The sequence below is a fragment of the Mesorhizobium sp. B2-8-1 genome (genome assembly GCF_006440955.1).
Classification (GTDB): domain Bacteria; phylum Pseudomonadota; class Alphaproteobacteria; order Rhizobiales; family Rhizobiaceae; genus Mesorhizobium.
In genome coordinates this window covers 457,550-481,826 of the sequence record NZ_VFTX01000004.1, presented here as the reverse complement: position 1 = coordinate 481,826, position 24,277 = coordinate 457,550, and the positions used below count along the sequence as shown (strand labels likewise).

At 63.6% G+C, this 24,277-nt stretch carries 27 protein-coding genes; 16 read left to right on the top strand and 11 right to left on the bottom strand.

From position 1 onward, the window contains the following. Positions 1-28: 28 nt before the first annotated feature. The 5 genes from FJ428_RS14185 to FJ428_RS14165 form a co-directional block, all read right to left on the bottom strand. Complete coding sequence (locus FJ428_RS14185; protein ID WP_140879595.1) at positions 29-1,063, bottom strand: extracellular solute-binding protein; 1,035 nt, start codon at positions 1,061-1,063, stop codon at positions 29-31. 23 nt (positions 1,064-1,086) lie between these two features. Further along, on the bottom strand, positions 1,087-1,887 hold the full coding sequence (locus FJ428_RS14180; protein ID WP_140496194.1) for an ABC transporter permease: 801 nt from the start codon (positions 1,885-1,887) through the stop codon (positions 1,087-1,089). Beyond that, on the bottom strand, positions 1,880-2,800 hold the full coding sequence (locus tag FJ428_RS14175) for an ABC transporter permease (protein ID WP_140522306.1): 921 nt from the start codon (positions 2,798-2,800) through the stop codon (positions 1,880-1,882). Before FJ428_RS14175 ends, FJ428_RS14180 begins: the two co-directional genes overlap by 8 nt. Next, the gene (locus tag FJ428_RS14170) at positions 2,800-3,894 is read right to left on the bottom strand and encodes an ABC transporter ATP-binding protein (protein ID WP_140657414.1); all 1,095 of its coding nucleotides are present in this window, start codon (positions 3,892-3,894) and stop codon (positions 2,800-2,802) included. Before FJ428_RS14170 ends, FJ428_RS14175 begins: the two co-directional genes overlap by 1 nt. Before the next feature lie 153 nt (positions 3,895-4,047). Beyond that, on the bottom strand, positions 4,048-5,727 hold the full coding sequence (locus FJ428_RS14165; protein ID WP_140879594.1) for an amidohydrolase: 1,680 nt from the start codon (positions 5,725-5,727) through the stop codon (positions 4,048-4,050). A gap of 246 nt (positions 5,728-5,973) precedes the next feature. Here FJ428_RS14165 and FJ428_RS14160 point away from each other — a divergent pair, with 246 nt between their 5' ends. From FJ428_RS14160 to FJ428_RS14145, 4 genes are all read left to right on the top strand, one after another. Then, on the top strand, positions 5,974-6,627 hold the full coding sequence (locus FJ428_RS14160; protein WP_140560339.1) for a TetR/AcrR family transcriptional regulator: 654 nt from the start codon (positions 5,974-5,976) through the stop codon (positions 6,625-6,627). A 22-nt stretch (positions 6,628-6,649) separates the two neighbouring features. Further along, positions 6,650-7,681, top strand: coding sequence for a histone deacetylase family protein (locus FJ428_RS14155; protein ID WP_140566261.1), 1,032 nt, complete (start codon positions 6,650-6,652; stop codon positions 7,679-7,681). A 476-nt stretch (positions 7,682-8,157) separates the two neighbouring features. Then, positions 8,158-8,868, top strand: a complete 711-nt coding sequence (locus FJ428_RS14150) for a helix-turn-helix transcriptional regulator (RefSeq protein WP_140496200.1) — start codon at positions 8,158-8,160, stop codon at positions 8,866-8,868. Beyond that, positions 8,865-9,635 (top strand): helix-turn-helix transcriptional regulator, encoded by a 771-nt coding sequence (locus FJ428_RS14145; RefSeq protein ID WP_140513628.1) that lies wholly within the window; start codon positions 8,865-8,867, stop codon positions 9,633-9,635. Before FJ428_RS14150 ends, FJ428_RS14145 begins: the two co-directional genes overlap by 4 nt. Here the strand turns inward: FJ428_RS14145 and FJ428_RS14140 are convergent, their stop codons facing one another. From FJ428_RS14140 to motA, 6 genes are read right to left on the bottom strand one after another with little or no spacing between them, the layout of a single operon-like run. Next, positions 9,636-10,070 (bottom strand): hypothetical protein, encoded by a 435-nt coding sequence (locus FJ428_RS14140; protein WP_140496202.1) that lies wholly within the window; start codon positions 10,068-10,070, stop codon positions 9,636-9,638. Further along, positions 10,067-11,149, bottom strand: a complete 1,083-nt coding sequence (gene flhB / locus FJ428_RS14135; RefSeq protein WP_140556627.1) for a flagellar biosynthesis protein FlhB — start codon at positions 11,147-11,149, stop codon at positions 10,067-10,069. The genes FJ428_RS14140 and flhB overlap by 4 nt, the downstream gene beginning before the upstream one ends. A gap of 9 nt (positions 11,150-11,158) precedes the next feature. Beyond that, positions 11,159-12,172 (bottom strand): flagellar motor switch protein FliG, encoded by a 1,014-nt coding sequence (locus FJ428_RS14130; RefSeq protein WP_140513630.1) that lies wholly within the window; start codon positions 12,170-12,172, stop codon positions 11,159-11,161. 43 nt (positions 12,173-12,215) lie between these two features. Further along, positions 12,216-12,602, bottom strand: a complete 387-nt coding sequence (gene fliN, locus FJ428_RS14125; RefSeq protein WP_140496205.1) for a flagellar motor switch protein FliN — start codon at positions 12,600-12,602, stop codon at positions 12,216-12,218. Between the two features lie 17 nt (positions 12,603-12,619). Beyond that, entirely contained in the window at positions 12,620-13,567 is a 948-nt protein-coding gene (locus tag FJ428_RS14120; RefSeq protein WP_140556625.1) for a FliM/FliN family flagellar motor switch protein, read from the bottom strand. A gap of 32 nt (positions 13,568-13,599) precedes the next feature. After that, a complete protein-coding gene (gene motA / locus FJ428_RS14115) occupies positions 13,600-14,475 on the bottom strand; it encodes a flagellar motor stator protein MotA (protein ID WP_140496207.1) in 876 nt (291 codons plus the stop codon). A 157-nt stretch (positions 14,476-14,632) separates the two neighbouring features. On the opposite strand from motA, the gene FJ428_RS14110 reads away from it, so the two are divergent. From FJ428_RS14110 to flgH, 12 genes are all read left to right on the top strand, one after another. Beyond that, the gene (locus FJ428_RS14110; RefSeq protein ID WP_140879593.1) at positions 14,633-16,444 is read left to right on the top strand and encodes a DUF1217 domain-containing protein; all 1,812 of its coding nucleotides are present in this window, start codon (positions 14,633-14,635) and stop codon (positions 16,442-16,444) included. A gap of 2 nt (positions 16,445-16,446) precedes the next feature. Further along, the gene (gene flgF, locus FJ428_RS14105) at positions 16,447-17,169 is read left to right on the top strand and encodes a flagellar basal-body rod protein FlgF (protein WP_140513633.1); all 723 of its coding nucleotides are present in this window, start codon (positions 16,447-16,449) and stop codon (positions 17,167-17,169) included. Position 17,170: 1 nt separating this feature from the next. Continuing rightward, on the top strand, positions 17,171-18,568 hold the full coding sequence (fliI, locus tag FJ428_RS14100; protein WP_140513634.1) for a flagellar protein export ATPase FliI: 1,398 nt from the start codon (positions 17,171-17,173) through the stop codon (positions 18,566-18,568). Beyond that, on the top strand, positions 18,549-19,208 hold the full coding sequence (locus FJ428_RS14095; RefSeq protein WP_140879592.1) for a hypothetical protein: 660 nt from the start codon (positions 18,549-18,551) through the stop codon (positions 19,206-19,208). The genes fliI and FJ428_RS14095 overlap by 20 nt, the downstream gene beginning before the upstream one ends. 86 nt (positions 19,209-19,294) lie before the next feature. After that, positions 19,295-19,675: a flagellar basal body rod protein FlgB gene (gene flgB, locus FJ428_RS14090; protein WP_140496212.1), complete on the top strand. Its 381-nt coding sequence runs from the start codon at positions 19,295-19,297 to the stop codon at positions 19,673-19,675. A gap of 2 nt (positions 19,676-19,677) precedes the next feature. Continuing rightward, positions 19,678-20,094, top strand: a complete 417-nt coding sequence (gene flgC / locus FJ428_RS14085) for a flagellar basal body rod protein FlgC (protein WP_140496213.1) — start codon at positions 19,678-19,680, stop codon at positions 20,092-20,094. Then, positions 20,091-20,414, top strand: a complete 324-nt coding sequence (locus FJ428_RS14080) for a flagellar hook-basal body complex protein FliE (RefSeq protein WP_181165227.1) — start codon at positions 20,091-20,093, stop codon at positions 20,412-20,414. The genes flgC and FJ428_RS14080 overlap by 4 nt, the downstream gene beginning before the upstream one ends. Positions 20,415-20,425: 11 nt before the next feature. After that, positions 20,426-21,214, top strand: a complete 789-nt coding sequence (flgG, locus tag FJ428_RS14075; protein WP_140513636.1) for a flagellar basal-body rod protein FlgG — start codon at positions 20,426-20,428, stop codon at positions 21,212-21,214. A gap of 5 nt (positions 21,215-21,219) precedes the next feature. Then, positions 21,220-21,744, top strand: coding sequence for a flagellar basal body P-ring formation chaperone FlgA (gene flgA / locus FJ428_RS14070; RefSeq protein ID WP_140496215.1), 525 nt, complete (start codon positions 21,220-21,222; stop codon positions 21,742-21,744). Further along, a complete protein-coding gene (locus tag FJ428_RS14065; protein ID WP_140879591.1) occupies positions 21,741-22,982 on the top strand; it encodes a flagellar basal body P-ring protein FlgI in 1,242 nt (413 codons plus the stop codon). The genes flgA and FJ428_RS14065 overlap by 4 nt, the downstream gene beginning before the upstream one ends. 3 nt (positions 22,983-22,985) lie before the next feature. After that, positions 22,986-23,564, top strand: a complete 579-nt coding sequence (locus FJ428_RS14060) for a MotE family protein (RefSeq protein ID WP_181167293.1) — start codon at positions 22,986-22,988, stop codon at positions 23,562-23,564. Then, positions 23,561-24,265 carry a flagellar basal body L-ring protein FlgH gene (gene flgH / locus FJ428_RS14055; protein WP_140513639.1) on the top strand — a complete coding sequence of 235 codons (705 nt, stop codon included), beginning with the start codon at positions 23,561-23,563 and terminating at the stop codon, positions 24,263-24,265. Before FJ428_RS14060 ends, flgH begins: the two co-directional genes overlap by 4 nt. The last annotated feature ends 12 nt before the right edge of the window (positions 24,266-24,277 follow it).

Below are 24,277 nucleotides of genomic sequence, written 5' to 3'. Positions count from 1 at the left end.
ATGTGCCGCCGGGTCCGTCATACGGCGATTACTTCTGCAGTTCGGTCCAGATCTTGGTGTAGAGTTCCTGCGTCTCTGACGCGCACATCTGCTGCAGTTCGCCAAGCGGCTTGGCGTCGGCCGGAATGACGACTTCCGGCGCGTCCTTCATGTCGGCCGGCATGTATTTGTCCGAACCGGCGATGGCATTGGCGTAACGATGGAAGGCCGAGAGGCCGGCCGCGTTTTCCGGATCCATGATGAAGTTCTGGAACAGCTTGGCGTTCTCGACATTCTTGGCCTCTTTCAGGACGACGACGTTGTCGCTCCACAGGCCATAGCCTTCCTTCGGGTAGTTGAAGTGGATGGCCGGGTTGGCGAGGCGCTGACGCAAAGCCGAGCCATTCCAGTCGCTGGTTGCCTTGAAGTCGCCGGCGCCCATCTTCTCAATGGTGTTGTATTCCATGGCGATCCAGTTCGGCTTGGCCGCCACCAGCAGGTCACGTACTTTCTTCAGCACCGTCTTGTCGTTGGTGCATTGCTGGCCGCCGACATACTTGATCGCGGCGAACATCACGTCGCCCATCTCCGGTACGACGTTGACCTTACCCTTCAACTCGTCGGGCGTGTTGAAGATGATGCCCCACGTGTTGGCCGGGCCCTTGTAGGCGTCGGTATTGACGACGACGCCGATCGTGCCCCAGGCCCACGGAACCGTGTATTTGCGGCCCGGATCGAACTCAGGATTGGCCCATTCCGGCGCCACGTTTTTGAAGTTCTCCATCTTGCCCGGATCGGTTTCCTGAACGAGGCCTTCCTTGATCCAGATCGGTACATAGGTCTGCGAAGGCACGGCAATGTCGAAACCGGTGCCGCCCTGGCGCACCTTGGCAAGCGCGGTATCGTTGGAATCGTAGTCGGTGATGGTCACCTTGACGTTGTATTTGGCTTCGAACTTCTTGATCACGTCGGGGCTGGTGTAATTGCCCCAATTGTAGATGTTGAGCACGCCGTCGGCGCGGGCAAGGCCCGTCGAAGCGAGCAACGCCAACCCCATGGCGGCCGCTGTTGTCTTCCAGTTCATCGTTTTAACTCCCATTATCGGTTTCAGTCTCGTTTCCTGCTGACAAAGAAAAACAACGTGACGATCGCGACCGAAAGCAGCAGGAAGGCGGTCGATATCGCGTTGATCTCGGGTGTGATGCCGCGGCGGATCTGGCCGAGCATGTAGGTGGGCAGCGTGTCCTGGCCGCCCGACTTGACGAATTCGGTGATGACGACGTCATCGAGCGAGATGACGAAAGCCAGCATCAGGCCGGCGAGGATGCCGGGCCACAAAAGCGGCAGCGTAATGCGGCGGAAGGTCTTCCACGGCGTCGCATAGAGGTCGGCAGCGGCGCGTTCCAGCGTCAGGTCCATATTCTCCAGCCGCGCCCGGATCGGCAGGTAGGCAAACGGGATGCAGAACGCCGTATGCGCGGCGATCAGGTAGCCAAGGCCGGAATAGCCGGTGAAGATCTTGATGCGCGAGAAGAAGATCAGCAGCGCCACGCCGGTGACGATTTCGGGCACCATCAGCGGCTGGTTGATGGCCGCGTATTTGAAGGTCAGCCCGGGATAGGGCGGTGTGCGCGTGGTGGCGAGCGCGGCCATTGTGGCGAAGATGGTGGCAAGGGCCGCCGCTATGGCGCCGATCTGGAAGGAACGCATCGTCGCATCGATGACCTGCGTGTTCTGCCAGGCCGACTGGAACCATTTGAGCGAAAACCCGCCCCATTCCGAGGTCGAGCTCGCCGCGTTGAAGGCGTAGATGACCAGCACGATGATCGGCAAATAGAGCACGACGAAACAGGTTGCCGCGATCGCGGTGAAGCCAGGCTGGTGCTTGATGGAGAAGTTGCTAGCCATGACGCACCCCCGACTTGCCGGCGTTGCGCACATAGGCCAGCAGCGCCACCATGACGATGATCATGACCGTGATCGACAGCGCCGAGCCAAGCGGCCAGTTGCGGCCCTGTCCGAACTGCAATTCGATCAGGTTGGACAGCATCATGTTCTTGCCGCCGCCAAGCACGCTCGGCGTCACATAGGCGCCAAGGGCCGGAATGAAGACCAGGATGGAGCCGGCGATGACCCCGGGTTTGACCAGCGGGAAAATGATCTTGCGCAGCACCTTGAAGCGTGTCGCGTAGAGATCGTAGCCGGCCTCGACCAGCCGGAAATCGAGTTTTTCCATGCTGGCATAGATCGGCAGCACCATCAGCGGCAGGTAGACATAGGCCATGCCGATCAGGATCGCCGTGTCGGTGTAGAGGATCTGCACCGGCGCCGAGACGATGCCGAGCTTCAGAAGGATGGTATTGACGATGCCTTCGTTGCGGATGATCTGCAGAACAGCGAAAGTGCGGATCAGAAGGTTAGTCCAGAACGGGATGGTGATCAGGAACAGCCAGAGATCTCTGGTCTTTTCACTGCGCGTCGCCATGAAATAGGCGGTCGGGAAGCCGAGCGCCAAAGTCGCCAGCGTCGTCACCACCGCGAGCTTGATCGAGCGCAGGAAGATGGTGACGTGGGCGGCCGCCAGCGACAGCGTGTCGTCGAAAATGTCGCGTTCCATGAACACCGACACCCAGGCTTCCGGCGAAAATTGCCACTTCACGTCGCCATAGGCGCCGGGCGTCAGGAACGAATAGACGAGCACGATCAGCAACGGGCCGGTCGCGGCGAGCAGAATGACCAGCAGCGCCGGCGCTGACAGCAACCAGCGGGCGCGGACGTCGCGCCGCTCCGCTGCCTTGGCGACTTCTTCGGCGGTGGCCATCAGTCCCTCAGCACTTGCGCGGCGTCGTTGCCGATCAGGATGCCGACCTTGTCGCCGCGCTCGAAACCGCAGCCGGCGCTGCGCGTGTTCTGCTGGCGCACGGTGAAGGCTTCGCCGCTGTCGAGCTGGACATGGATATGCGTGTCGGTGCCGAAATAGACGATGTTGTCGACCGTGCCCGACAGGTCGCCCTTACTCTTGGTCAGCTTGGCATGCTCCGGCCTCACCACCACGGTGGCGTTGTCCTTCGGCTGGAAACCTTCGGCGACGGTCGCCTCGATGGTGGTGCCGGATTTGAGCGTCGCGCGCGCCTTGCCGTTGCCGGTGCCTGATATGGCCGCGGTGAGAAAATTGGTCTCGCCGATGAAGTCGGCGACGAAGCGTTCGGCAGGCTTGTCGTAGATATCCCACGGCGAGCCGACTTGCAGGATCTTGCCCGACGACATCACCGCGATGCGGTCCGACATCGTCAGCGCTTCTTCCTGGTCATGGGTGACGAAGATGAAGGTTATGCCGGTCTCGTGCTGCAGCCGCTTCAACTCGATTTGCATCTCCTTGCGCAGCTTGTAGTCGAGGGCGGAGAGCGGTTCGTCGAGCAGCAGCACCTTCGGTTGCGGCGCGAGCGCCCGGGCCAGCGCCACGCGCTGCTGCTGGCCGCCGGAAATCTGGCCGGTGCGCCGGCCCGCCAGCGCCTCCATCTTGACCAGCTTCAGCATCTCGGCAACGCGCGCCTTGATCTGCGCCTTGGGCTTGCCCAGCATCTCCAGGCCGAAGCCGATATTGTCTGCCACCGTCATGTGCGGGAACAGCGCATAGGACTGGAAGACGGTGTTGACCGGCCGCTTGAAGGGCGGCAATGGCGCGATGTCCTGGCCGTAAAGCAGGATTTCGCCGGCGGTTGGAAAGTCGAAGCCGGCGATCAGCCGCAGCAAGGTGGTCTTGCCGCAGCCGGATGGTCCCAGCAGTGTGAAGAATTCGTTTTCGCGGATGGATACCGAGACTTTGTCGAGGGCAGCGACCTGCCCCTCACCCGATCCGAAAATTTTGCTGACGTTTACTACTTCAATCGCATTCCGATCCGGTTTGTCCGGCACGATTACGCCTCACTGTTGACCCCGCTCTTGCTGGCGGAGCTTTTCCCCTGTTGGATGTGACCACACGGCCGATGGGTTGGCAAGTCCGGCATTGAATCACAGTTCAGTCGGTCATTTCAGTCCGCCATTTCAGCAGGCAAGCCGCATGCCATGTCAGGCCTGGTAGGTGACTTTGCCGCCGCAGATCGTTGTTACCGGGCGCACCTTGTGCAGGTCGGCCGGCATAGTCTTTTCGATGTCGGCCGACAAAACCACCAGATCGGCCATATAGCCCGGCTTCAGCGTGCCCTTGCGGTGCTCGGCGAATTCGGCATAGGCGCCCTCGACCGTGTAGGCGGCAAGCGATTCACGCAGCGAGAAGCTCTGGTCCGGATCGGTTGATGCCCATGGTTTGCGCATCACTGCCGCCTGGATGCCCAGGATCGGATCGATCGGCGACACCGGCCAGTCCGACGCGAACACGACATGCGCGCCGGCATTCTTCAGGGTGCGCCAGGCATAGCTCACCGGCCAGCGCGCCGGCCCGATGCGTGACACGGTCGGCTCCAGCGGAAAATCCATGGCGCCGGGCGGATGCGGCGGCTGCATCGAGGCGATGACGCCGAGTTCGGCGAAACGCGGCACATCAGATGCCGCGATGACCTCTATATGTTCGACACGATGCCGGCTGTCGCGCTTGCCGTTGGCCTTTTGCGCCGCCTCGTAGCCGTCGAGCACGGCGCGCACCGCGCCGTCGCCGATCGAATGCACGGCGATCTGCAGGCCGCGCCTGTCGACGGAGACAGCGAGATCGATGAATTGCTGGGGCGTGAACAGGGGTTCGCCCACCCAGTCGGGACGGTCGGCATAGGGCTCGATCATGACGGCCGTCCAGGAATCGAGCACGCCGTCGTAGAACACCTTGACCATGCCCGACGACAGCCACTCGCCATTGTAGCACTCGGCCATCGCCGACGCCTTGTCGAGCATGTCGAGCGTCATGAAATTCTTGTAATGGAAGGGTATCTGCACCCGGCAGGGCAGCCCCTCCTCGGCCTCGATCTCGGCCAGCAGTTCGAGCTGGTAGAGATTGCCGTCCATGTTCTGGATCGAGGTGATGCCGTGGCGCGCGCACCAGGCGAGGCCTCGCCGCATGATGTCGCGGTCGGCGGCGCGTTCTTCCGCCGATGGCATCGGGTTTGGCTCGCCGCCCGTCGCCAGCCCGAGCCGCACCCGGCCCTCCCCGGCAAGATCGAGCACCGGGCCGAAAGCCTCGCCCTCGCGCAATTCGCCATTGGCCAGGCCATCGTCGCCCATGACGATTTCGTTGCCGGGGCCAAGCGTGCGCCCATTCAGGATGCCAGCCAAGTCCAGCGCGTTGGTGTTGGCCCACATCGTATGGTGATCGGGCGCGGCCATGACGAAGGGCCGGTCCGGCAGGATCGCGTCGAGATGGTGCCGCGTCACCCGCTCGTCGCCGAGCACGGTGTAGTCGACGCCCTGTCCGACCAGCATCTTGGCATCGGGGTGCGTCGACGCGTAGTCGCGGATCGCCTTTTGCAGCGCCTCGAAACCGTGGACGCCCGACAACTGGAGATGGGCAAGCTCGGCCGCGCCTGAAAACAGATGCATGTGGGCTTCGATGAAACCCGGGATCACCGAACCGCCCCTGGCGTCGATGACCCTGGTGGCCGGCCCCTTGAACTCTTCGATGGAGGCGTGGCTGCCGAGAGCGACGATGGCGCCATCCTTGACGGCAACGGCTTCGGCGGTCGGATTGTCATCGTCCATGGTCAACACACGACCATTGATGACGATCAGATCCGCCTTGTGACCCGCACCCGTGACCGACATCGCGACTCCGCGCTTTTGACTGAGACCGACAACCACTGCCCACGAGCTGCCGCTCCGCAGGAGGGGCGATGGGGAAAGATGATGCCGGCGCGCTGTCTTCGAAATTCCCCTTGTTATCCCCAAGGCAGCGTGGATAAAAGAATGCGACTAATCATTCGCGTTTGTCAACATGCGGAATTTGCAATGTATTGTGGACAACACTCTGCGCCGATGTTGGGACTGGGCGGGGAACGAGGACGTCAAGCCGTGAAGCGCAGTCTCGATCGCAAAACCAGGATAGCGCTCGAACCGCGCAAGCAGCCGCGCCAACAACGGTCGAGCAAGGTGGTGGACCGGATCCTCGACGCGGCGCTGATCCTGACCCGCGAGCAAGGCACAAGGACGCCGACCACGCTCGCCATAGCGCAGCGCGCGGGCCTGTCGGTTGGTTCGGTCTACCAGTACTTCCCCAACAAGGAAGCCATTCTCCTGGACCTCGCCCGGCGCTGGCTGTCATCCTTTCCCGAAGTGATCGCGAGGCGCATCAGGGTCGACCCGCCCACCAACCGGGAGGAGTTTCGGCGGGAGGTACGCAGGCTTTTCACGGACACCTCCAGGCTTTATCTCGACAATGCCAGCCTGATGCCGGTGATCGAGGCGATTTCAGGCAACGCCGACCTGAGGCCGATCCAGAACGAATATGACGACCAGATCATCGCCCTCTATGCGGCATGGCTGCGGCACGTGAACCCGGCTCTCGAAGACAAGGTCGCCAGCCGGCTCGGCCTGCTGATGATGGAGGTCGGGCACGCCTGCCGTCTTGTCGGCCTGAAAAGGGATCGCCGGACATACGACCTCATCGAGGACGATGTCGAAACCATGTGGCTCGCTCTGGTGACCCCCTATCTCAACCTTGACTGATTTCGCATTCGAGAGGAATTTCATGAAGACTGTCTATTCGCCGCTTCACGCCGGCCACGCCGGCCAGATGGAACTGGTCACATCGGCGATCGTGCCGGGTTTCGAAAAACCCTCGCGCGCCGAGTTCATCAAGGCGCGGATCGAGAGCGAGAAACTCGGAGCGATCATCGCGCCGGCCGAGCATGATCTTGCCGCCGCCAAGCGCATCCACAGGGCCGACTACGTCGATTTCCTGCCGACGGTCTGGCCGCAATGGATCGCCGAGGGCCACACAGGCACAGCCATGCCCTTCACCTGGCCGACACGCGGCCTGCGCGGCGACGTGCCGCCCAAGCGCGTCGACGCCCTGCTCGGCTATTATTCCTTCGACGGCGGCGCCACCTTCGTCGAAGGAACATGGGATGCGATCAAGTCCTCCTACGACGTCGCGCTGACCGCCGCGGGCCTGGTCAAGGCCGGCGAAGCCTCCGCCTTCGCGCTCTGCCGTCCGCCCGGCCACCATGCCGGAGCCGGCTTCATGGGCGGCTATTGCTACATCAACAACGCGGCCGTTGCCGCGCAGTGGTTCCGCGACCAGGGGGCCAGCCGCATCTCGATCCTCGATGTCGACTATCATCACGGCAACGGCACACAGGAGATCTTCTACGACCGCGCCGACGTGCAGGTCCTCAATTTGCACGGCGACCCGATGGTCGAATATCCGTTCTTCCTCGGCCATGCCGACGAGCGTGGCGCCGGCGCGGGCGAAGGTTTCAACATCAACTATCCCATGCCGTTCGGCACCGGCTGGGACGCCTGGAGCGCCTCGCTGGAAGACGCCTGCGCCAGGCTCGCCGCCTACGCGCCAGACGTCGTCATCGTCTCGCTCGGCGTCGACACGTTCGAGAAGGATCCTATCAGCCAGTTCAAGCTGAAGTCGTCGGACTATCCCATGATCGGCCGCCGCATCGCCAGGCTCGGCCTGCCGACGCTGTTCGTCATGGAAGGCGGCTACGCCGTCGAGGAAATCGGCATCAATGCCGTCGGCGTGCTGACCGGCTTCGAGGGCCGGTGACACCGGCTGCCCGAAGCGCGGCAGCTCTCAGGGAAACCACGAAAAAGGGCGGCGTCAGCCGCTCTTTGACATCCTCTAGCCCCTTGGTGGGCGCGACCGAAACAGCCCGGCCGAGATGACCGGCTTGCATGGCTCGGGTATTTCCACGCACCGAAACGCGCGAAAATCGGCTCCTGAGTCGCGGCTTGAGTCCACTCGATTCGATTTTGTCAAATCGCGTTTGATGTCAGATTCATCTACGGGTAGATTAGACCCGAATCAGCCGGTCCTCGGGGGGCACGGCGACCACCCAAAGTCTCACGTGCCGGAATATTCCGGCGCCAGACGCGGACGGCTTCGCGTTCCCTGAATGGATTCCGTCTGATCGGGCGCGACCCCGCGCTTGTGTGTGTCTCGTAAATGTAACGCGTTTTCAGGTTCGGCGGCTGGCTCTCCAGCATCCGGACATCAGCATCGATTCCGGCCAAAAACAGCAAATGAGCAGTCCCGCCGCGCTTCTTCAATCCGACACATTGGGCTCGCGCCTGACGTCGCGCGGCGATCTCACCAGCTTTTTCATGGAGTTGACCGCCGAGATCGGTGCCGACAGCTATATGCTGGTCGCCATCGTCCACGATCAGGACCGCAACGACGCGCGCATCGTCTCGTCCAACTGGATTTTCGACGCCATCGAACTGATCGGCAAGCGGCTGATCGCTGGCCTTGCCCAGGGCGCGCTCACCGTCGCGCCGGGCATGCGTCCAAGGCCGCTGGTGTCGGCGCAGGCACCACAGGCCGAGGGGCTGGTCTCCGGCGAAGAGGCACGTCTGCTCGACGTGCTCGGCCATGCCGAAATCTATTCGCTCAGGCTGAATGTCGGCCGCCAACGCCTGTTCGCGCTGTTCTCGGCGGCAGCCGCCGGTCGGATCGACCAACCGGCGCTGATGAAGGCGCAGCTGAAGTGCTGCTACGCGCTCTCGCATATTCCGCAACTGATCGCCGCCGCCGCCATGCAGGATCCGCTGTCGGACCGCGAGCGCGAATGCCTGTTCTGGGTCTCGGAAGGCAAGACCACGGACGAGGTTGCCGTCATCCTTGGCGTGTCCTCCAACACCGTCAACAGCTACATCACCCACGCCATCCAGAAATTCGCGGCCAGCAACCGCGCGATGGCCATCGCCACGGCGATCAGGAGCGGCATCATTTGAAACAGGCCGACGTCAAGCAGGCCGCCGAGGCCCTTTTCAACGACCAGCGCAATCCGTTCGGTGCCTTCTCGCTCGGCTCCGAAACGCATCACGCCGTGACCATTCCCGATGCTGTGCGGCGCTGCCGGTGGATCGCCGTCGACATCAATGCCTCGGCCTTCGGCCTGTTCTTCGTCAGCCCGTCGCTCGAGCGGGCGCGGCTGGTGCCGTGCTTCGATTCCGACTATCCCGGCATATCGGTGGCGACCAAGTTCATCTCGGGCGCCAATGGCGAGGAGATCGTGCGCCATAGCAGGATCTCGACCGAACCGCGCTGGTGGACGGATGACGGTGTGGCGGCCATGAGCGAGATGTTCGGCGGCCTTGCCTGGACCGAGCAGATGGCGCCGCTGGCGCCCGGCAGCAGCGGCATCGCCTTTCCCGTCCACGCCGATCGCGGCCAGTGCGGCCTCGTCGTCTTCCTCGGCTCGGAGATCGCCCTGCCGCAGGACGCGCTCTATGAAATCCACGCCCGTTGCTTTTCGCTGTTCGCCGCTGTCGCCCGCATGCGTCCGGGCGATGTCGGCAAGACGCGCGCGATCTCCAAGCGCGAGCTCGAATGCCTGAAGCTGACCGCCAACGGCAATACCAGCGAGGAGATAGCGCGGCTGCTGAAACTGTCGGTGCATACCGCCAACCAGTATCTCACCCAGTCGACCCAGAAGCTCAACGCCGTCAACCGCAACCAGGCGGTCGCCAAGGCGCTGCGGCTCGGCCTGATCGAATAGTTAGAACGCCAGCGGCTCGACCTTGCGGATACGCGCCTGTTCGACCACCGCCTCGAGCAGGGCGGTGTTGTGCTCGGGGTCCTCGCCGGGCTTTTCGAACGACACGTAGTTGACCGCGACCGAGGCGCCTTTTTCGCTCAGCGTCAGCTGGAAATAGACCGTGACGCCGGGCGGCCGAAGCTCGAGATCGAGCACGATGCGCGGGCTGCCGCTCCAGTCGACATGCGCCTCGCCGCCATGGCCGAGCCTCAGCGTGCCCGGCTTGAAGAACAGTTCCGCCGCGGAATCGACCAGGTCCGACAGGCAGGCGAAATGCTCCAGCCGGATGAAGGCGATATAATCGGCGACATCGATCAGCCTGAGCTCCGCCACGACTTGCTCGATGGCGCTGGCGACGATGATCTCGCGGGAATTGGCGTGCGGTTGGCGGTTCATGAAATCTGTCTGCGCTCAGCCTTTTTCGAGTAGACGATCCGCACCAGTTCGGCGACGGCCTGGTAGAATTGCGACGGGATCACACTATCGACCGAAACTTGCTTGTACATGGAGCGGGCGAGCGCCACGTCCTCGAAGATCGGGATGTTGTGCTCGCGCGCGATTTCGCGGATCTTGAGCGCCACCAGATCCTGCCCCTTGGCCAGCACCAGCGGTGCCGAATCCTCGTCGCGCACATATTTAAGCGCGATCGAGAAGTGCGTCGGGTTGGCGATGATCAACGTCGCGCGCGGCACCGCCGTCATCATCCGCTTGCGAGCGCGGTCGCGCGCCAGCGAGCGCAGCCGCGACTTAACGATCGGGTCACCCTCGGACTGCTTGAACTCGTCCTTGACCTCCTGCTTGCTCATGCGCAGGTCCTGCTTCCAGTGGAAGCGCGACCAGACGATGTCGATCGCCGCGATCAGGCCCATGACGAAGACGATCGCCACCAGTATGTCGACCGCGATGCCGCGGATGACGAGGCCGAAGGCGACGGGATTGGTGATCATGCCGGCGAGCAGCTTGCGGTGATCCTCGGACAGCGTGAGGGCGAGCACGACGATGGCGAAGCCCACCTTGCCGAGCGCCTTCAGGAACTCGACCCAGCCCTGCACCCCGAACAGCCTGTTCCAGCCCTTGACGATCGAGATGCGCGACAGCTGCGGCCTGATGCGTTCGCCGACGAACTGCGGCATGTTCTGGAACACCGAGGCGCCGATGCCGGCGATGGTCAGGAGCACCAGCAGGCTGAGGATGGCACGGCCCACCTCCAGCATGACGATCTTGTAGAGCGCGATGACGTCGGTCTCGGTGTCCATCGGCCAGGCTTCCGGCTTCTCCAGGAACATCGACAGGAACATGCCGAGATCGACAATGGCATCCTTGGCGTAGAAGACGGTGAACACCAGTATGGCGACGAAGGAGGCCAGGAGCGCGGTCTCCCTCGAATGGGGCAGCTTGCCCTGTTCGATGGTGTCGCGGATCTTCTTTTCCGTCGCTTCTTCGGTTTTGGAATCCTTGTCGACCGCCTCTGCCATGATCCGGCCTTAGGCGGCGGCGTTCTGGGTCGCGGGAAGCTCGAACGCGCCTTCGCGCGCCAGCCGGATTGTCGTCGTCACGATCGTCTTGCGCGCCGCCATGATGTCGGCGAGGGGAACCCCTTCGGATCCTTGTCCGAGTTCGGCTTCGATCATGCGCCGCGAGCGCGCGCCGATCGCCGACAGCGCCGCTTCGGCAAGGATCGCCGAAGTGCCGCGCAGCGCCAGCGTGACCAGTTCGGTCGACAGCCCGTCGAATAGAAGCACGCGCGCTTTCTGGGTAAGCAGCGGCAAATCGTCGAAGGAGAACAGCCGAGCCCGGACGCCGTCGAGATCGGGCGTGCCGGCGGCCTCCAGGTCCTGCATGACCTCCTCGAGCAGCGGCTTGTCCAATTCGTTGAGAACGCTGGCGACGCGCGCCTGTCCGGCCGATGTATCCTTGGTCGCGGTTTCCGCCAGCACGCTGGTGCGCAGCCGGTTTTCGACGATCCTGCTGGCGGCGTCGGGAACATTGGCCATCGTCACCATGCGCTTGATGATCTCGCCGCGCGTCGGCTTGCTCAACGTCAACAGCACGCTCGCCGCCGCCTGCGGCGCCAGCTTCGACAGCACCATGGCCGCAGTCTGCGGATGTTCACCGGCCAGGAAAGTACCAAGCCGCACCGGCTCGAGCTTCTCGAGCTCGGGCCAGATCGGCGGCGGACCTTCCGGCGCAACCTCGAATTTCTTGTCACCCATGATCGCGCTCATCTCTTCGGGTGACAGCGATTCATTGAGGATGGTGTCCATCCTGTCGGCGGAATCGAGCAGTCCCGCCCCTTCGGTGAACTCCGCCTCGAACTCGGCGACGATGCGCTCGAGATCGCCTTGCGGAATGGTCCTGAGCAGCCGGGCGCCCTCGATGAGCGCCTTCAATTCCTCCTGCTTGAAGAATTTCAAGAGGCGGCTGGCCGACGGCTTGCCCATCGCCACCAGTATGGCGGCCGCCTTCTGCGGACGCGTCAGGGAAAGGGACGTCGTCATGCCTTTCGCTCCCGCTGCCGCCGGCAAGACCCGCGACGCATCTTCACGCGCCCTTCGTGCCGGCGATGATTTCGGTCAGCCTGATGCCGAAGCGCGACGGGTCGCTTTCGAGCACGGTGATCTCGCCGCGCGCTATTCTGCGGCCGTTGACCACCACGTCGACCGGTTCGCCGATGCGGCGGTTGAGCGCCACCGTGGAGCCCTTCTGCAGCGCCATCAGGTCGGACACCGGCATCTCGGTGCTGCCGAGGATGATCTGGACGTCGACGGGGATGTTCATGATGACGCTCGAATTGGCAGCGGACGCGGCCTTGAACGCAATATCGGGGCGCTGTTCCTCTTCATGCAGAACCCCGCGCAATTCCTCGATGGCGCGGTCGAGCTGCTCGTCCGGCTGGTCGATTTCGGCTTCTGCCTTGGTCTTGGCCATGCATCGTCTCCAAAAGCTCAGGCGTGCCCGGCACCAGCCGGCATGAGCCCGTCGATAAAATCCTGTCCGGCATCATAGGGATGCTTGATCCGGACGGTGTAATTCTGTCCCAGCTTGCCGAACTCGCATACGAACAGCGTCTTGCCGCGCGCGCCGATACGCGCTTGCGATTGCGCCGTTTCCTCGAATTCGATGATCTGGCCAATTTCGAAATCGGCAAGATCGCCGAGCGTCAGTCGGGCCAGCGGCATGGTCGCCTCGAGCGCTACCGTGGAGCGCATCACTTCTTCCGAAAAGCGCGCGCGCCAGCTGGCGCCCTGATCGTTCTCGCCGCCGGCAGCAGCGCTGTCCCGGCTGGCCAGCACGACACGCTGCGGCATCGTAACCGTGACGGTGCCGCTGTCGGCCGGCGTCGAGATGCCGAAGACGATGCGGATTGCAGCGCCATCGCGCAACACGTGTCGTTTGGCTTCGGTGCCCGACATCGCCCGCGGCACTGGCAGGCGCAGGTCGAGCGACCGTCGTCCCGATCCGTTCAGTGCCTGCGCGACCTGCTGGAACATCATGGTCGAAACATCGACCTCGATCTGCGACAGATCACGCTCTATCGGCGATGCCGGCATCTCCGGGTCGCCGCCGAACAGCGTGCAAAGCGTGACCGCGATCGCCGGCGCATCGATCACCAGGGTCATGGCATCAGAGGACGTGGCTGACGCAACGATGGTCATGGCAAACGTATCGCCGGCACGGGAGCGGGCCTCCGCGACGCGGCTGACCTCGACGCCCCTGAGATCGACGGTGACCGGAACTCCAAGCTCACTGGTCAGGCTCTTCTGCAGCAGCGGCGCAGCGCGCTCTGCCATGCCCCGGCCGGTGCCGATGACCTGGGCGGCCTCGCCGCTGTCGCCGACCAGGCGCTCGATGATCAGCGAGCGCGCTTGTGAGGGACTGCCGGGACTGGTCATGACAATGTCGGCACCGATCTGTCGCGCATCGCTCAGGCGGCCCTTTTCTCGGCGGAGCCGGTGTTCATCGTGCTCTGCTCGACGGCGTCGATGGTCGGCCGCTCATAGGATGATATGGTCTTGCGGCCGAACTCGATCGCCACCTGCGGCAGGGCGCCGTTCATGTAGGCGAGCAACGTCTGCTTGACGATGATGTAGAGCCGGTTCTTCTTCTCGCGCACCGTCTTGATCTTGGTGGCGACGGGCCCGACCACCGCGTAAGACAGGAAGATGCCGAGGAAGGTACCGACGAGGGCGGCGCCGATCAGGCCGCCAAGGATTTCCGGCGACTGGTCGAGCGCGCCCATCGCCTTGACCACGCCGAGCACGGCGGCGACGATCCCGAGCGCCGGCAGGCCGTCGCCGACCGCCACCAGCGCGTGGTAGGCTTTCATCTTGTCGGACTTGATGGTCTGGATTTCCTCATCCATCAGCGCCTCGATCTCGTGCGAACGGGCGTTGCCGATGATGATGATCCGGCAATAGTCGCAGATGAAATGCGTCAGGTCGTGGTTCTTCAGCACGGTGGGGAATGCCTGGAAGATCGCCGATTCCTCGGGATTGTCGATATGCGCCTCGACCTCGCTGCGCGACTTCGAACGCAGTTCACGCATCAGGCTGTGCAGCACGCCGAGCGTTTCCAGATAATCCTGCTCCTTCGGCACGGCCTGCTTGAAGGCTTCGAGGATGCCCCTGCCGGTGTCCTTGACCGTTTTCATCGGATTGGCGACGAGGAAGGTGCCGAGTGCGGCGCCGCAGATGACCACCGCTTCCCAGGGCTGCATCAGCACATGCAGATGCCCGCCCATGGCCATGAAGCCGCCAAGGACGCAGCCGAGCGTCACCACCAGTCCAATCAGAATGCCCACGAGAGGTCCTTCCGCATTTCAAGTCAGGTGCAAGGGATAGTCCCCGTGCCTTGTGTGAGGCTTGAATCGGAGCGGCATCGAGCCGATCGGCGCGATTCAGTTTCGCGCAAGGAAGTGAGTCTATTGTGCTGGCATAGCTTCGGCCGGAGGCGCGTCCTTGCTCAGTACCTATACCAGCTACCAGTTGATCACCAGGGACATCGACAAGTCGATCGACCGCATCGAAAAGCAGCCGACGGTCGATCGCGACACCAAATATTATCTGGACAACATCACCAAGGTGAAATCGATCGACGATTTCGTCAACAATGACCGTTTGTTCAAATATGCCATGAAGGCCTACGGCCTGGAGGACATGGCTTACGCCAAGGCGTTCATGGTCAAGGCGCTCAAGGAAGGCGTTTCCGACCCCGACAGTTTCGCCAACAAGCTGACCGACAAGCGCTACGCCGAATTTGTCAGCGCCTTCAACTTCGCAGCCAACGGCGCCAATACCACCGTTTACAACAAGGCGCAGCAGCTGGTGACCGGCAACTATGCGCTGCAAGTCCAGATCGGCGCCTCGCAGGCGGGCTTCTCTTACTATCAGAGCGAAACCGCCTATTATGTCACCAACATCTCCAAGGTTAAGTCGATCGACGACCTGATGGGCGACAGCCGCCTGCTGACATACGCGATGGCCGCATTCGGGCTCGACGCCGAAACCGAACCGGCCGCAACGGTCAGGGCGATGCTCGAAGGTGGCGTCAGCGATACCAACAGTCCCGCCAACAAGCTGACCGACAAGAGTTACGCCAACTTCGTCTCGGCGTTCGACTTCGCCCAGTATGGCGATCAGACGACCACGCGCGACAACGTCCAGCAGGCGGTGCCTAAGGGCTACATGGCCGGAGCCGGGCTGACGTTGATCAAGCCGAGCGCGCAGTACGTCAAGGGCGAGGCCGACTACTACGCGGCAAACATTTCCAAGGTGAGGTCGATTGACGACCTCATGGCGGACAAGCGCCTGCTTACATTCGCCATGGCGTCCTATGGACTGGATGCGTCAACCGAAACCCCGCGGCAGATCCGCGCCATGCTCGAGGGCGGCGTGAGCGATTCCAACAGCCCTGCAAACAAGCTGACCGATAAACGATACGCCAACTTCGTCACGGCCTTCGATTTTGCCCAATATGGCGATCAGACGACCACGCGCGACGCAGTGCTGAAAGATACACCGAAAATCTACACGACAGAGTCGGCGCTTGGCCTGATCAAGCCGAATGCGGACTACATCAAGTCGGAGACCGCATATTACCTGGCGAACATCACGAACGTGAAATCCATCGACGATCTGATGGCCAACAGCCGCTTGTACAATTATGCCCTCTCGGCCTACGCGCTCGATCCGGCGACAGAGAGCAAGGACCTGATCCGCAGCGTCCTGGCCGGTGGCGTCCGCGACCCCGACAGCGTCGCCAACAAGATAACCAACAAAGCCTATGCCGGGCTCGCCTCTGCCTTCAACTTCGAACAATACGCCGAAGCGGCCACCACGACCAATCCGGCACAGCAGCCGACCGTCGACAAATACATGCGCCAGACGTTGGAGGAGGATGCCGGCCAAACCAACGAGGGCGTACGGCTGGCGCTCTATTTCCAGCGCAAGGCGCCTGATATCACCAGCTGGTATAATGTGCTCGCCGACACCGCTCTTGCCAGTGTGGTGCGCACAGTGCTCGGCTTGCCCGATTCCTTCGCCACCGCCGATGTCGACAAGCAGGCGCAGCTGTTCGAGCAGAAGCTCGACATTTCCGATTTCTCCGACCCCGAAAAGCTCGGCAAGTTCCTGACCCGCTTCACCTCCATGTACGAGATCAACCACCCGACCTCGTCAGCCGTGTCGTCGATCAGCGTGCTCTTCGCCAAGCCGGTCACGGCGGGGATCTCCACCGACCTGATGATGGCCATGCAGAAGTTGAAGTTCTGACCATGCGGGACAGTCTCTACGTCGCCCTTTCCTCGCAGATCGCGCTCGAGCGTCGGCTCGACACGATCGCCGACAATGTCGCCAACGCCTCGACCGTCGGCTTTCGCGCCACCGGCGTGAAGTTCGAGGACGTGGTGTCCGGCACCGGGCCGAAATCCGTGTCCTTCGCCTCCTCGGGCAAGACCTACCTTTCCGGCGCCCATGGCTCCCTGACCGAGACCGGCAATCCGTTCGATTTCGCCATACAGGGCGACGCCTGGTTCGCCATCGAGACGCCGGTCGGCACCGTCATGACCCGCGATGGCCGCTTCTCGATGAACGAGAATGGCGAGCTGATGTCGGTCGAGGGCCATCCCGTGCTCGACGCCGGCGGCGCACCGATCCAGCTCGACCCCCGCAACGGCCCGCCCAAGGCCGGAGCCGACGGATCGTTGCGCCAGAACGATCAGCTGGTAGGCTCCATCGGCCTGTACAATTTCGATCCGGGTGAGAATTTCGTGCGCTACGGCAATTCCGGCATCGTGCCGGCGCGCACGCCCGAGCCGGTGACCGATCGCGCCGATATCGGCGTCGCCCAGGGCTTCGTCGAGGAATCCAACGTCAATCCAGTGCTGGAGATGACGCGGCTGATCATGGTCCAGCGCGCTTTCGAGAACACCGCCGCCCTGATGCGGCAGACTGATTCCTCCACCGACGAGGCGATCAAGACGCTCGGCTCGAAGTAGCATGTCGCTCGACCAGCCTACCCTGCGCGCACCCGAAAGACTGCCCCAGCCAACGCCGGAAGACCGGCTTGCCGCGCTGGAGCGGATATGGCGGCGCTTCAGCGATGCCGAGGGACTGCTCAAACGCGGCGGCCTCGTCACCGAAGTCACATCGACGCATTACAAGGTGCGCGGCCTTTCGGATTTCGCCAGGCTGGGCGATCTTGTCGAACAGCGCGGCCATGCCGGCACGCGCCGCGGCGAGATCGTCAAGATCAGCCGCGACGAGATTGTCGTGGCCCCCTTCGAACGCAGTGCCGATGCCGGCATAGGCGACGCCGTTTTCCGTCGCGGTCCGCTCGCCGTGGCGCCGCATGCCTCGTGGCGCGGCCGCACGATCGACGCGCTCACCCGGGCGATCGACGGTGGCCCGCCATTGATCAGGGGCGACGGCATGTCCGGGGCCGCCACGCCCGGCGCCATGGCGCGCCAGCGCGTCGGCACCGCCTTCATGACCGGGGTCAAGATCATCGACATTTTCACGCCGCTCTGTTTCGGCCAGCGCATGGGCGTCTTTGCCGGTTCCGGTGTCGGCAAGTCGACGCTGCTGGCCATGCTCGCCGGCGCAGACGCCTTCGACACCGTGGTCGTGGCGCTGATCGGCGAACGCGGCCGCGAGGTCCGCGAATTCCTCGAGGACACGATCGGCGACAGCATGGCCAAGACCGTAGCCGTCGTCGCCACCAGCGACGAAAGCGCCATGATGCGCCGGCGGGCGCCGGACACCGCGATGCGTGTCGCCGAACATTTTCGCGACCAGGGCCACCGCGTGCTTCTGGTGCTGGATTCGATCACCCGCTTTGCCCACGCCCTGCGCGAAGTGGCGACGGGAACGGGTGAGCCGCCGGTCGCGCGCGGCTATCCGGCTTCGGTTTTCACCGAGCTGCCGAAGCTGCTCGAACGCGCCGGGCCGGGAGTGGAAGGGAAAGGATCGATCACCGCGATCATTTCCGTGCTGGTCGACGGCGACGACCACAACGATCCGGTGGCCGATTCCGTGCGCGGCATCCTTGACGGCCATGTCGTGCTCGACCGCGCGATCGCCGAACAGGGCCGCTATCCGCCGGTCAATCCGCTGTCGTCCATATCACGCCTGGCCGGCAAGGCCTGGAGCGTCGAGCAGCGCGCGCTGGTGACGCGGCTGAAGTCGATGATCTCCCGCTTCGAGGACACGCGCGACATCCGCCTGCTCGGCGCCTACCAGGGCGGCGCCGACGTGGAACTCGATATGGCGGTGCGCCAGGTACCCCTGATCTACGAGGCGCTGATGCAATCGCCGAAGGACCGCCCGTCCGCTGATCCGTTCTCCGATCTCGCCCGCCATCTCAAGGGAAAGCAGAATGCCGAACAAGGGGACTGAGCTCCAGCATACCGAGCGTATCCTGCGCGAAATGATCGCCGAGGCGAAAGCCGAAGAAGAGATCGAAGCCAGCCGCAACTCGGCCATCGACGGGCTCTTCGCCGCCCCGCAATGGCCGCAGCCGCCCAAGACCGCGTTTCCCAGGCTGGGCAAGAAGGCCGGGCGGCGCAGCGACTTCGTCATCGCCGCGCTCGGCATCACGCTCGGCCTGATCTGCGCGCTGTTTCCCTGGTATATCTTCTTCAATCAGGAACAGTTCGGCGTCCAGGCAATCAAGTTCGGCGGCACCGGCACCAATTCTGGACGCGAGGGCGGCGGCGTGGTTGCCGAGCGCAGCGCGCCGCTGACGGCCAAGGACGTTCCGAATGCCAATATCGACCTGCTTGCCACCGGAACCGTGCAGGGCGATCCCAGCGCCGCCCCGGCACCAGATGACCAGCCCTTTCCAGCCGACGTCACCAAATTCCGCATGGTCCACGTCGCCAATGGCCGCGCCATGATCGAGGACGACACCGGGCTGTGGATGGTCCAGCGCGGCTCGATACTGCCGGATTCCAACAAGGTGTCGTCGATCGAGCAACGCAACGGCAAATGGGTGATGGTCACCAGCGCCAACCAGGTGATCGAGCTTTCCAGATAAGTTCGCCGCGCTTGCCGGTTGCGTCCGCCCGCAAGGTCCGCGCAAGACTGGCGGCCTAGTCTTTGGGCACACGCCCGGAGATTCCCATGGAGCCCGTTTCTCTTTTCGATCTCGCCGCCAAGCAGGCGCAATGGCTGGCCGTGCGTCAGTCGGCGGTCGCCGGCAACATCGCCAACGCCAACACGCCGGGCTATACGGCAAACGATGTCGAGCCGTTCGAAAAGGTGCTCGACCGCGCGGCGGTGTCGTTGCAGACGACACAGGCCGGACACCTCGGCAGCGCCGCGACCAATGCCGGTTTCGCGATCAAGCCACAGGAAGACGACGGCGTCGTCATGCCGTCAAAAAACACCGTCGTGCTCGAGGACCAGCTTCTCAAGGCCGGTGAGGTGCGCCGCTCCTTCGAGCTCAACACGGCAATCGTCAAGGCATTCCATTCGATGATGATGATGGCGGTGAAGAGCTGACCATGGACGCGCTCACAGCAGCCCTCAAAGTAGCAGCCTCCGGCCTCGGCGCCCAGTCGGAGCGGCTGCGCGTGGTTTCCGAAAACCTCGCCAATGCCCAGTCGACCGGCACCACCCCCGGCTCCGACCCCTATCGCCGCAAGACCATCAGCTTCGTCTCGGAGCTCGACCGGACCACTGGCAGCTCAACGGTCGAAGTGAACTCGATCGACCGCGATCCCAGCGATTTTCCCGTGGAATTCCAACCCGGCAACGAGGCCGCCGACGACAAGGGCTACGTCAAGATGCCCAACGTCAACGTGCTGATCGAAATGGCTGACATGACCGAGGCCAACCGCTCCTACGAGGCTAACCTGCAAGTCGTGAAGCAGGCGCGCGATCTCATTTCAATGACCATCGACCTGATGAGGAACCAATGATCGTGAACGGCATCGGCGCGCTCAACTTGAAGCCTGGACTTGGCGACACGGCGACTGAGCTGCTTCAGGGCGGCGTTGCGCCCGCGAGCGCAGGCAACCTCGGCACCTCCTTCGCCGAGGCGCTGAGCCAGGCGGCCACAAAGACCGTCAACACGCTGCAGAACGCCGAGCAGGTCTCGGTCCAGGCGCTCAAGGGCGACGCCGACACCCGTCAGGTCGTCGATGCCGTGATGAGCGCCCAGCAGGCGCTGCAGACCGCCGTCGCCATCCGCGACAAGGTCGTTTCGGCCTATCTCGAAGTCAGCCGCATGGGCATCTGAGGAGTTCGGCCATGAAAGCACTCGCCATCGCCGCCACCGGCATGAACGCCCAGCAGACCAATCTGGAAGTCATCGCCAACAATATCGCCAACATCAACACCACCGGCTACAAGCGGGCGCGGGCCGAATTCTCCGACCTGCTCTACCAGGTCGACCGCACGCAAGGCGTGCCCAATCGCTCCAACGCTTCGCTGGTGCCGGAAGGCGTCTCGATCGGCCTCGGCGTCAAGACCACCGCCGTGCGCAACGTCCACACCCAGGGCGAACTGACCAGCACCGGCAACAGTTTCGACATGGCGCTCACCGGCAGGGGCTGGTTCCAGATCGAAGGCGCCGATGGCGGCACGCTCTACACCCGCGCCGGCGCCTTCAACACCAACGCCACAGGCCAGCTGGTGACGGTGGACGGCGCCAGCGTCATTCCAGCGATCAACGTCCCGGTCGACGCCGTCGAGGTCATCGTCAACAAGACGGGCCAGGTCTTCGCCCGCATCGATGGCCAGACCGACCTGCAGAATCTCGGCCAGCTCCAGATCGTCAACTTCGCCAACGAAGCGGGACTGGCGCCGCTCGGCGACAATCTGTTCCAGGAAACCACCGCTTCCGGCCCCGCCAATGCCGGCGTGCCGGGCGATCCCGGCTTTGCCACCATCCAGCAAGGCTATCTCGAGGCCTCCAACGTCGACCCGGTCAAGGAAATCACCGAACTGATCTCGGCGCAGCGCGCTTATGAGATGAATTCCAAGGTCATCCAGGCCGCCGACGACATGGCCTCGGTCGTCTCCAAGAACATCAGGTAACGACAATGGCCGGTCCGGTCTCCTGCTCCGCGTTCCGCCGCACCGCGCTCGTCCTTGCGCTGGTGACCGGCGGCATGCCGGCTTTCGCGCAGGACGCGGCCAACCGGTCGGCAACGCAGATCGCCAGCAGCCAGCCTGCCGGCGAGGTCGTGCTGATCCCAAACCGGGTCATTTATCCCGGCGAGACCATCGAGCTCGCGGCCCTCAAGCAGGTGACCCTCATCCCCGGCAAGCACAAGCCCGACGCGGTGGCGACCCTTGCCGAGGAACTCCAGGGCAAGATCGCCAAGCGCACGCTGCTGCCCGGCCGCTACATCCCCGCCGCCGCCATTCGCGACGCCTGGCTGGTCGAGCAGGGCGCAGCCGTGCAGGTCTTCTTCATCGCCGGCGGACTGACGATATCGGCCACCGCCGTGACCTTGCAGCCTGGCTCGGCCGGCGATCTCATCAAGGTTCGCAACAGCGACAGCGGCAAGATTCTCTCCGGCACGGTGATGGCCGACGGAACCATCCAGGTCAGCGCTTCATGATGCGTCCGCTTGCTCTTCTGCTTGCAGCCGCGCTCGGCCTGCAGCCTGCCTTGGCCGACGGCCTCACGCCCAAGGCCAAGCGCGAACTCGCCGCCAGGAATGGCGGCGTCTATGACGATCCTGAATATGATCCGGCCACCACCACGCGCATGTTCCGCGTCTCGCCCGGGCCAAGCTCGCTGCCGCCGGGCCAGGTCGCCTCGCGCATCAAGGACATCGCGCAGCTGCAGAGTTCGCGCGACAACCAGCTCGTCGGCTACGGCCTGGTCATCGGCCTCGCCGGATCGGGCGACAGCCTGCGCAACTCGCCGTTCACCGAACAGTCGATTCGCGCCATGCTGGAGAATCTCGGCATCGCCACCGAAGACGGCAGAGCGCGCGCCAAGAACGTGGCCGCCGTCATCGTCACCGCCAACATGCCGCCCTACGTGCAGTCGGGCGCGCGCATCGACATCGACGTTTCCTCGATGGGCGACGCTACCTCGCTCGCCGGCGGCACCCTGATCATGACGCCGCTGAAGGCGGCGGACGGCGAAATCTATGCCGTCGGCCAGGGCGCGGTCATCGTTTCGGGCTTCACCGCCCAGGGCCAGGCCGAGCAGTTGACGCAAGGCGTCCCGACCGCGGGCCGCGTGCCGAACGGCGCCATCATCGAGCGTGCCGTGAAGGCCGAGTTCGATGACCAGCCGATACTGACGCTGCAGCTGCGCAATCCCGATTTCTCGACCGCCATTCGCATCGCCGACGCGATCAATGACTACACCAGCCAGCGCTTCGGCATGCGCGTGGCGGCCGAGCGCGATTCCCGCACCGTGCAGATCAGACGGCCGAAAAGCGTCTCGGCGGCCCGCTTCTACGCCGAGATCGAGAACCTCGTGGTCGAATCCGATACGCCGGCCCGCGTCGTCATCGATGAGCGCACCGGCACCATAGTCATCGGCAACGACGTCAAGATCTCACGCGTGGCCATCAGCCACGGCACGCTGACGGTACGCATCACCGAAGCGCCGCGCGTCGTGCAGCCCGAACCATTCTCCAAGGGCGAAACCGCCGTCGAGCCGTTCACCGCCATCGACGCCAGCCGGCCCGACGCGCGCGTCGCCGTGCTCGACGGCCCGGACCTGCAAACCCTTGTTTCCGGCCTCAACCGCCTCGGCGTGAAGCCCGACGGCATCATTGCCATCCTGCAAGGCATCAAGTCGGCCGGCGCCCTGCAAGCCGATCTGGTTCTCCAATAGGCGATGCCGATGATCTTCCTCCCCTCATTCCATCAAGGATGCCGCCCCGCCGCGATCCTGTTCGCGGCCTGCGCTCTGGCGGCCTTTTCCAGCGGCGTGCATGCCGAGGAAGCCGTCCGCCAGGTCCTGCCGGGGGCGCCGCCCGCACCCGCGCCGCAGCTGTTGGCCCGGGAGAAGGCTCCCGACCAAAGCGAGATCGAGCGCTTCTGCTCCAACATAGCCGACGCCGCCCGCGACCGCCGCTACGTGTTGCAGGCGGAGGAGTTGAAACAGCTCCAGGCCGGCATCGACCAACGCATGAAGGCACTGGACGAAAAGCGGGCCGAATACGAGACCTGGCTGAAGCGGCGCGAGGTGTTCCTGGCCCGGGCCGAGGACAGCGTCGTCAAGATCTATGCCGGCATGAAGCCCGACGCGGCGGCCGAGCGCCTGGCCATCGTCAATGCCGATCTCGCCGCGGCCATCCTGATGAAGCTGGATTCGCGCAAGGCCGGCGTCATCCTCAACGAAATGGACCAGAAGGCGGCGGCGACGCTCACCGGCATCATGGCCAGCGCAGCCCGAAGGGTAGATCCGTCATGATCCGCAGAACGCTCATCCTGTGCGCGGTCGCAGCTTTGTCCGGCTGCGGCACCAATCTCAAGGAGATCGGCAGGGAGCCTTCACTGTCGCCGGTCGGTTCCGGCATCGGCAGTGAAGGAGCTTCGCCCTACAGCTATCCTGAGCCGCCTGCCGCGCCGGTCAAGAAATTCTCGCTGTGGGACGATCGCCAGAGCCGGCTGTTCACCGACCCCAGGGCGTTGCGCGAAGGCGACATTCTCACCGTCAGGATCAAGCTCAACGACAAGGCCAACTTCAAGAACCAGAACGACAGGAGCCGCACCGCCTCGCGCAAGCTGGGTTACGACGTCACGCTCGGATGGGAAGACAAGAGCACGAGCGGCAAGGGCGACGCCGGCCTGAGCTCCAGCACCGAAACCAATGCGGACGGCGAGATCAAGCGCTCGGAGAACCTGGAGCTCAACGTTGCTGCCGTCGTCACCGAAGTCCTGCCCAATGGCAATTTGATGATCAGGGGCTCGCAGGAAGTGCGTGTCAATTATGAGCTCAGGGTGCTCACCATCGCCGGCATGGTGCGCCCGTCGGATATCGGCGCGGAGAACACCATCTCCTATGAACGCATCGCCGAGGCGCGCATCTCCTATGGCGGCCGCGGCCGCGTCAGCGAGGTCCAGCAGCCGGCCTACGGCCAGCAGATCCTCGACCAGGTTCTTCCGTTCTAGGGCATTGGAGAC

Coding starts and splice junctions, on each gene's coding strand:
- FJ428_RS14165 (WP_140879594.1), bottom strand. CDS start 5,727: ATGTCGGTCACGGGTGCGGGTCACAAGGCGGATCTGATCGTCATCAAT.
- flgA (WP_140496215.1), top strand. CDS start 21,220: ATGGCCGGTCCGGTCTCCTGCTCCGCGTTCCGCCGCACCGCGCTCGTC.
- FJ428_RS14175 (WP_140522306.1), bottom strand. CDS start 2,800: ATGGCCACCGCCGAAGAAGTCGCCAAGGCAGCGGAGCGGCGCGACGTC.
- FJ428_RS14150 (WP_140496200.1), top strand. CDS start 8,158: ATGAGCAGTCCCGCCGCGCTTCTTCAATCCGACACATTGGGCTCGCGC.
- flgG (WP_140513636.1), top strand. CDS start 20,426: ATGAAAGCACTCGCCATCGCCGCCACCGGCATGAACGCCCAGCAGACC.
- FJ428_RS14155 (WP_140566261.1), top strand. CDS start 6,650: ATGAAGACTGTCTATTCGCCGCTTCACGCCGGCCACGCCGGCCAGATG.
- FJ428_RS14080 (WP_181165227.1), top strand. CDS start 20,091: ATGATCGTGAACGGCATCGGCGCGCTCAACTTGAAGCCTGGACTTGGC.
- FJ428_RS14120 (WP_140556625.1), bottom strand. CDS start 13,567: ATGACCAGTCCCGGCAGTCCCTCACAAGCGCGCTCGCTGATCATCGAG.
- flhB (WP_140556627.1), bottom strand. CDS start 11,149: ATGGCAGAGGCGGTCGACAAGGATTCCAAAACCGAAGAAGCGACGGAA.
- flgH (WP_140513639.1), top strand. CDS start 23,561: ATGATCCGCAGAACGCTCATCCTGTGCGCGGTCGCAGCTTTGTCCGGC.
- FJ428_RS14140 (WP_140496202.1), bottom strand. CDS start 10,070: ATGAACCGCCAACCGCACGCCAATTCCCGCGAGATCATCGTCGCCAGC.
- FJ428_RS14065 (WP_140879591.1), top strand. CDS start 21,741: ATGATGCGTCCGCTTGCTCTTCTGCTTGCAGCCGCGCTCGGCCTGCAG.
- FJ428_RS14095 (WP_140879592.1), top strand. CDS start 18,549: ATGCCGAACAAGGGGACTGAGCTCCAGCATACCGAGCGTATCCTGCGC.
- fliI (WP_140513634.1), top strand. CDS start 17,171: ATGTCGCTCGACCAGCCTACCCTGCGCGCACCCGAAAGACTGCCCCAG.
- flgF (WP_140513633.1), top strand. CDS start 16,447: ATGCGGGACAGTCTCTACGTCGCCCTTTCCTCGCAGATCGCGCTCGAG.
- flgC (WP_140496213.1), top strand. CDS start 19,678: ATGGACGCGCTCACAGCAGCCCTCAAAGTAGCAGCCTCCGGCCTCGGC.
- FJ428_RS14180 (WP_140496194.1), bottom strand. CDS start 1,887: ATGGCTAGCAACTTCTCCATCAAGCACCAGCCTGGCTTCACCGCGATC.
- FJ428_RS14060 (WP_181167293.1), top strand. CDS start 22,986: ATGCCGATGATCTTCCTCCCCTCATTCCATCAAGGATGCCGCCCCGCC.
- flgB (WP_140496212.1), top strand. CDS start 19,295: ATGGAGCCCGTTTCTCTTTTCGATCTCGCCGCCAAGCAGGCGCAATGG.
- FJ428_RS14185 (WP_140879595.1), bottom strand. CDS start 1,063: ATGAACTGGAAGACAACAGCGGCCGCCATGGGGTTGGCGTTGCTCGCT.
- FJ428_RS14130 (WP_140513630.1), bottom strand. CDS start 12,172: ATGACGACGTCCCTTTCCCTGACGCGTCCGCAGAAGGCGGCCGCCATA.
- fliN (WP_140496205.1), bottom strand. CDS start 12,602: ATGGCCAAGACCAAGGCAGAAGCCGAAATCGACCAGCCGGACGAGCAG.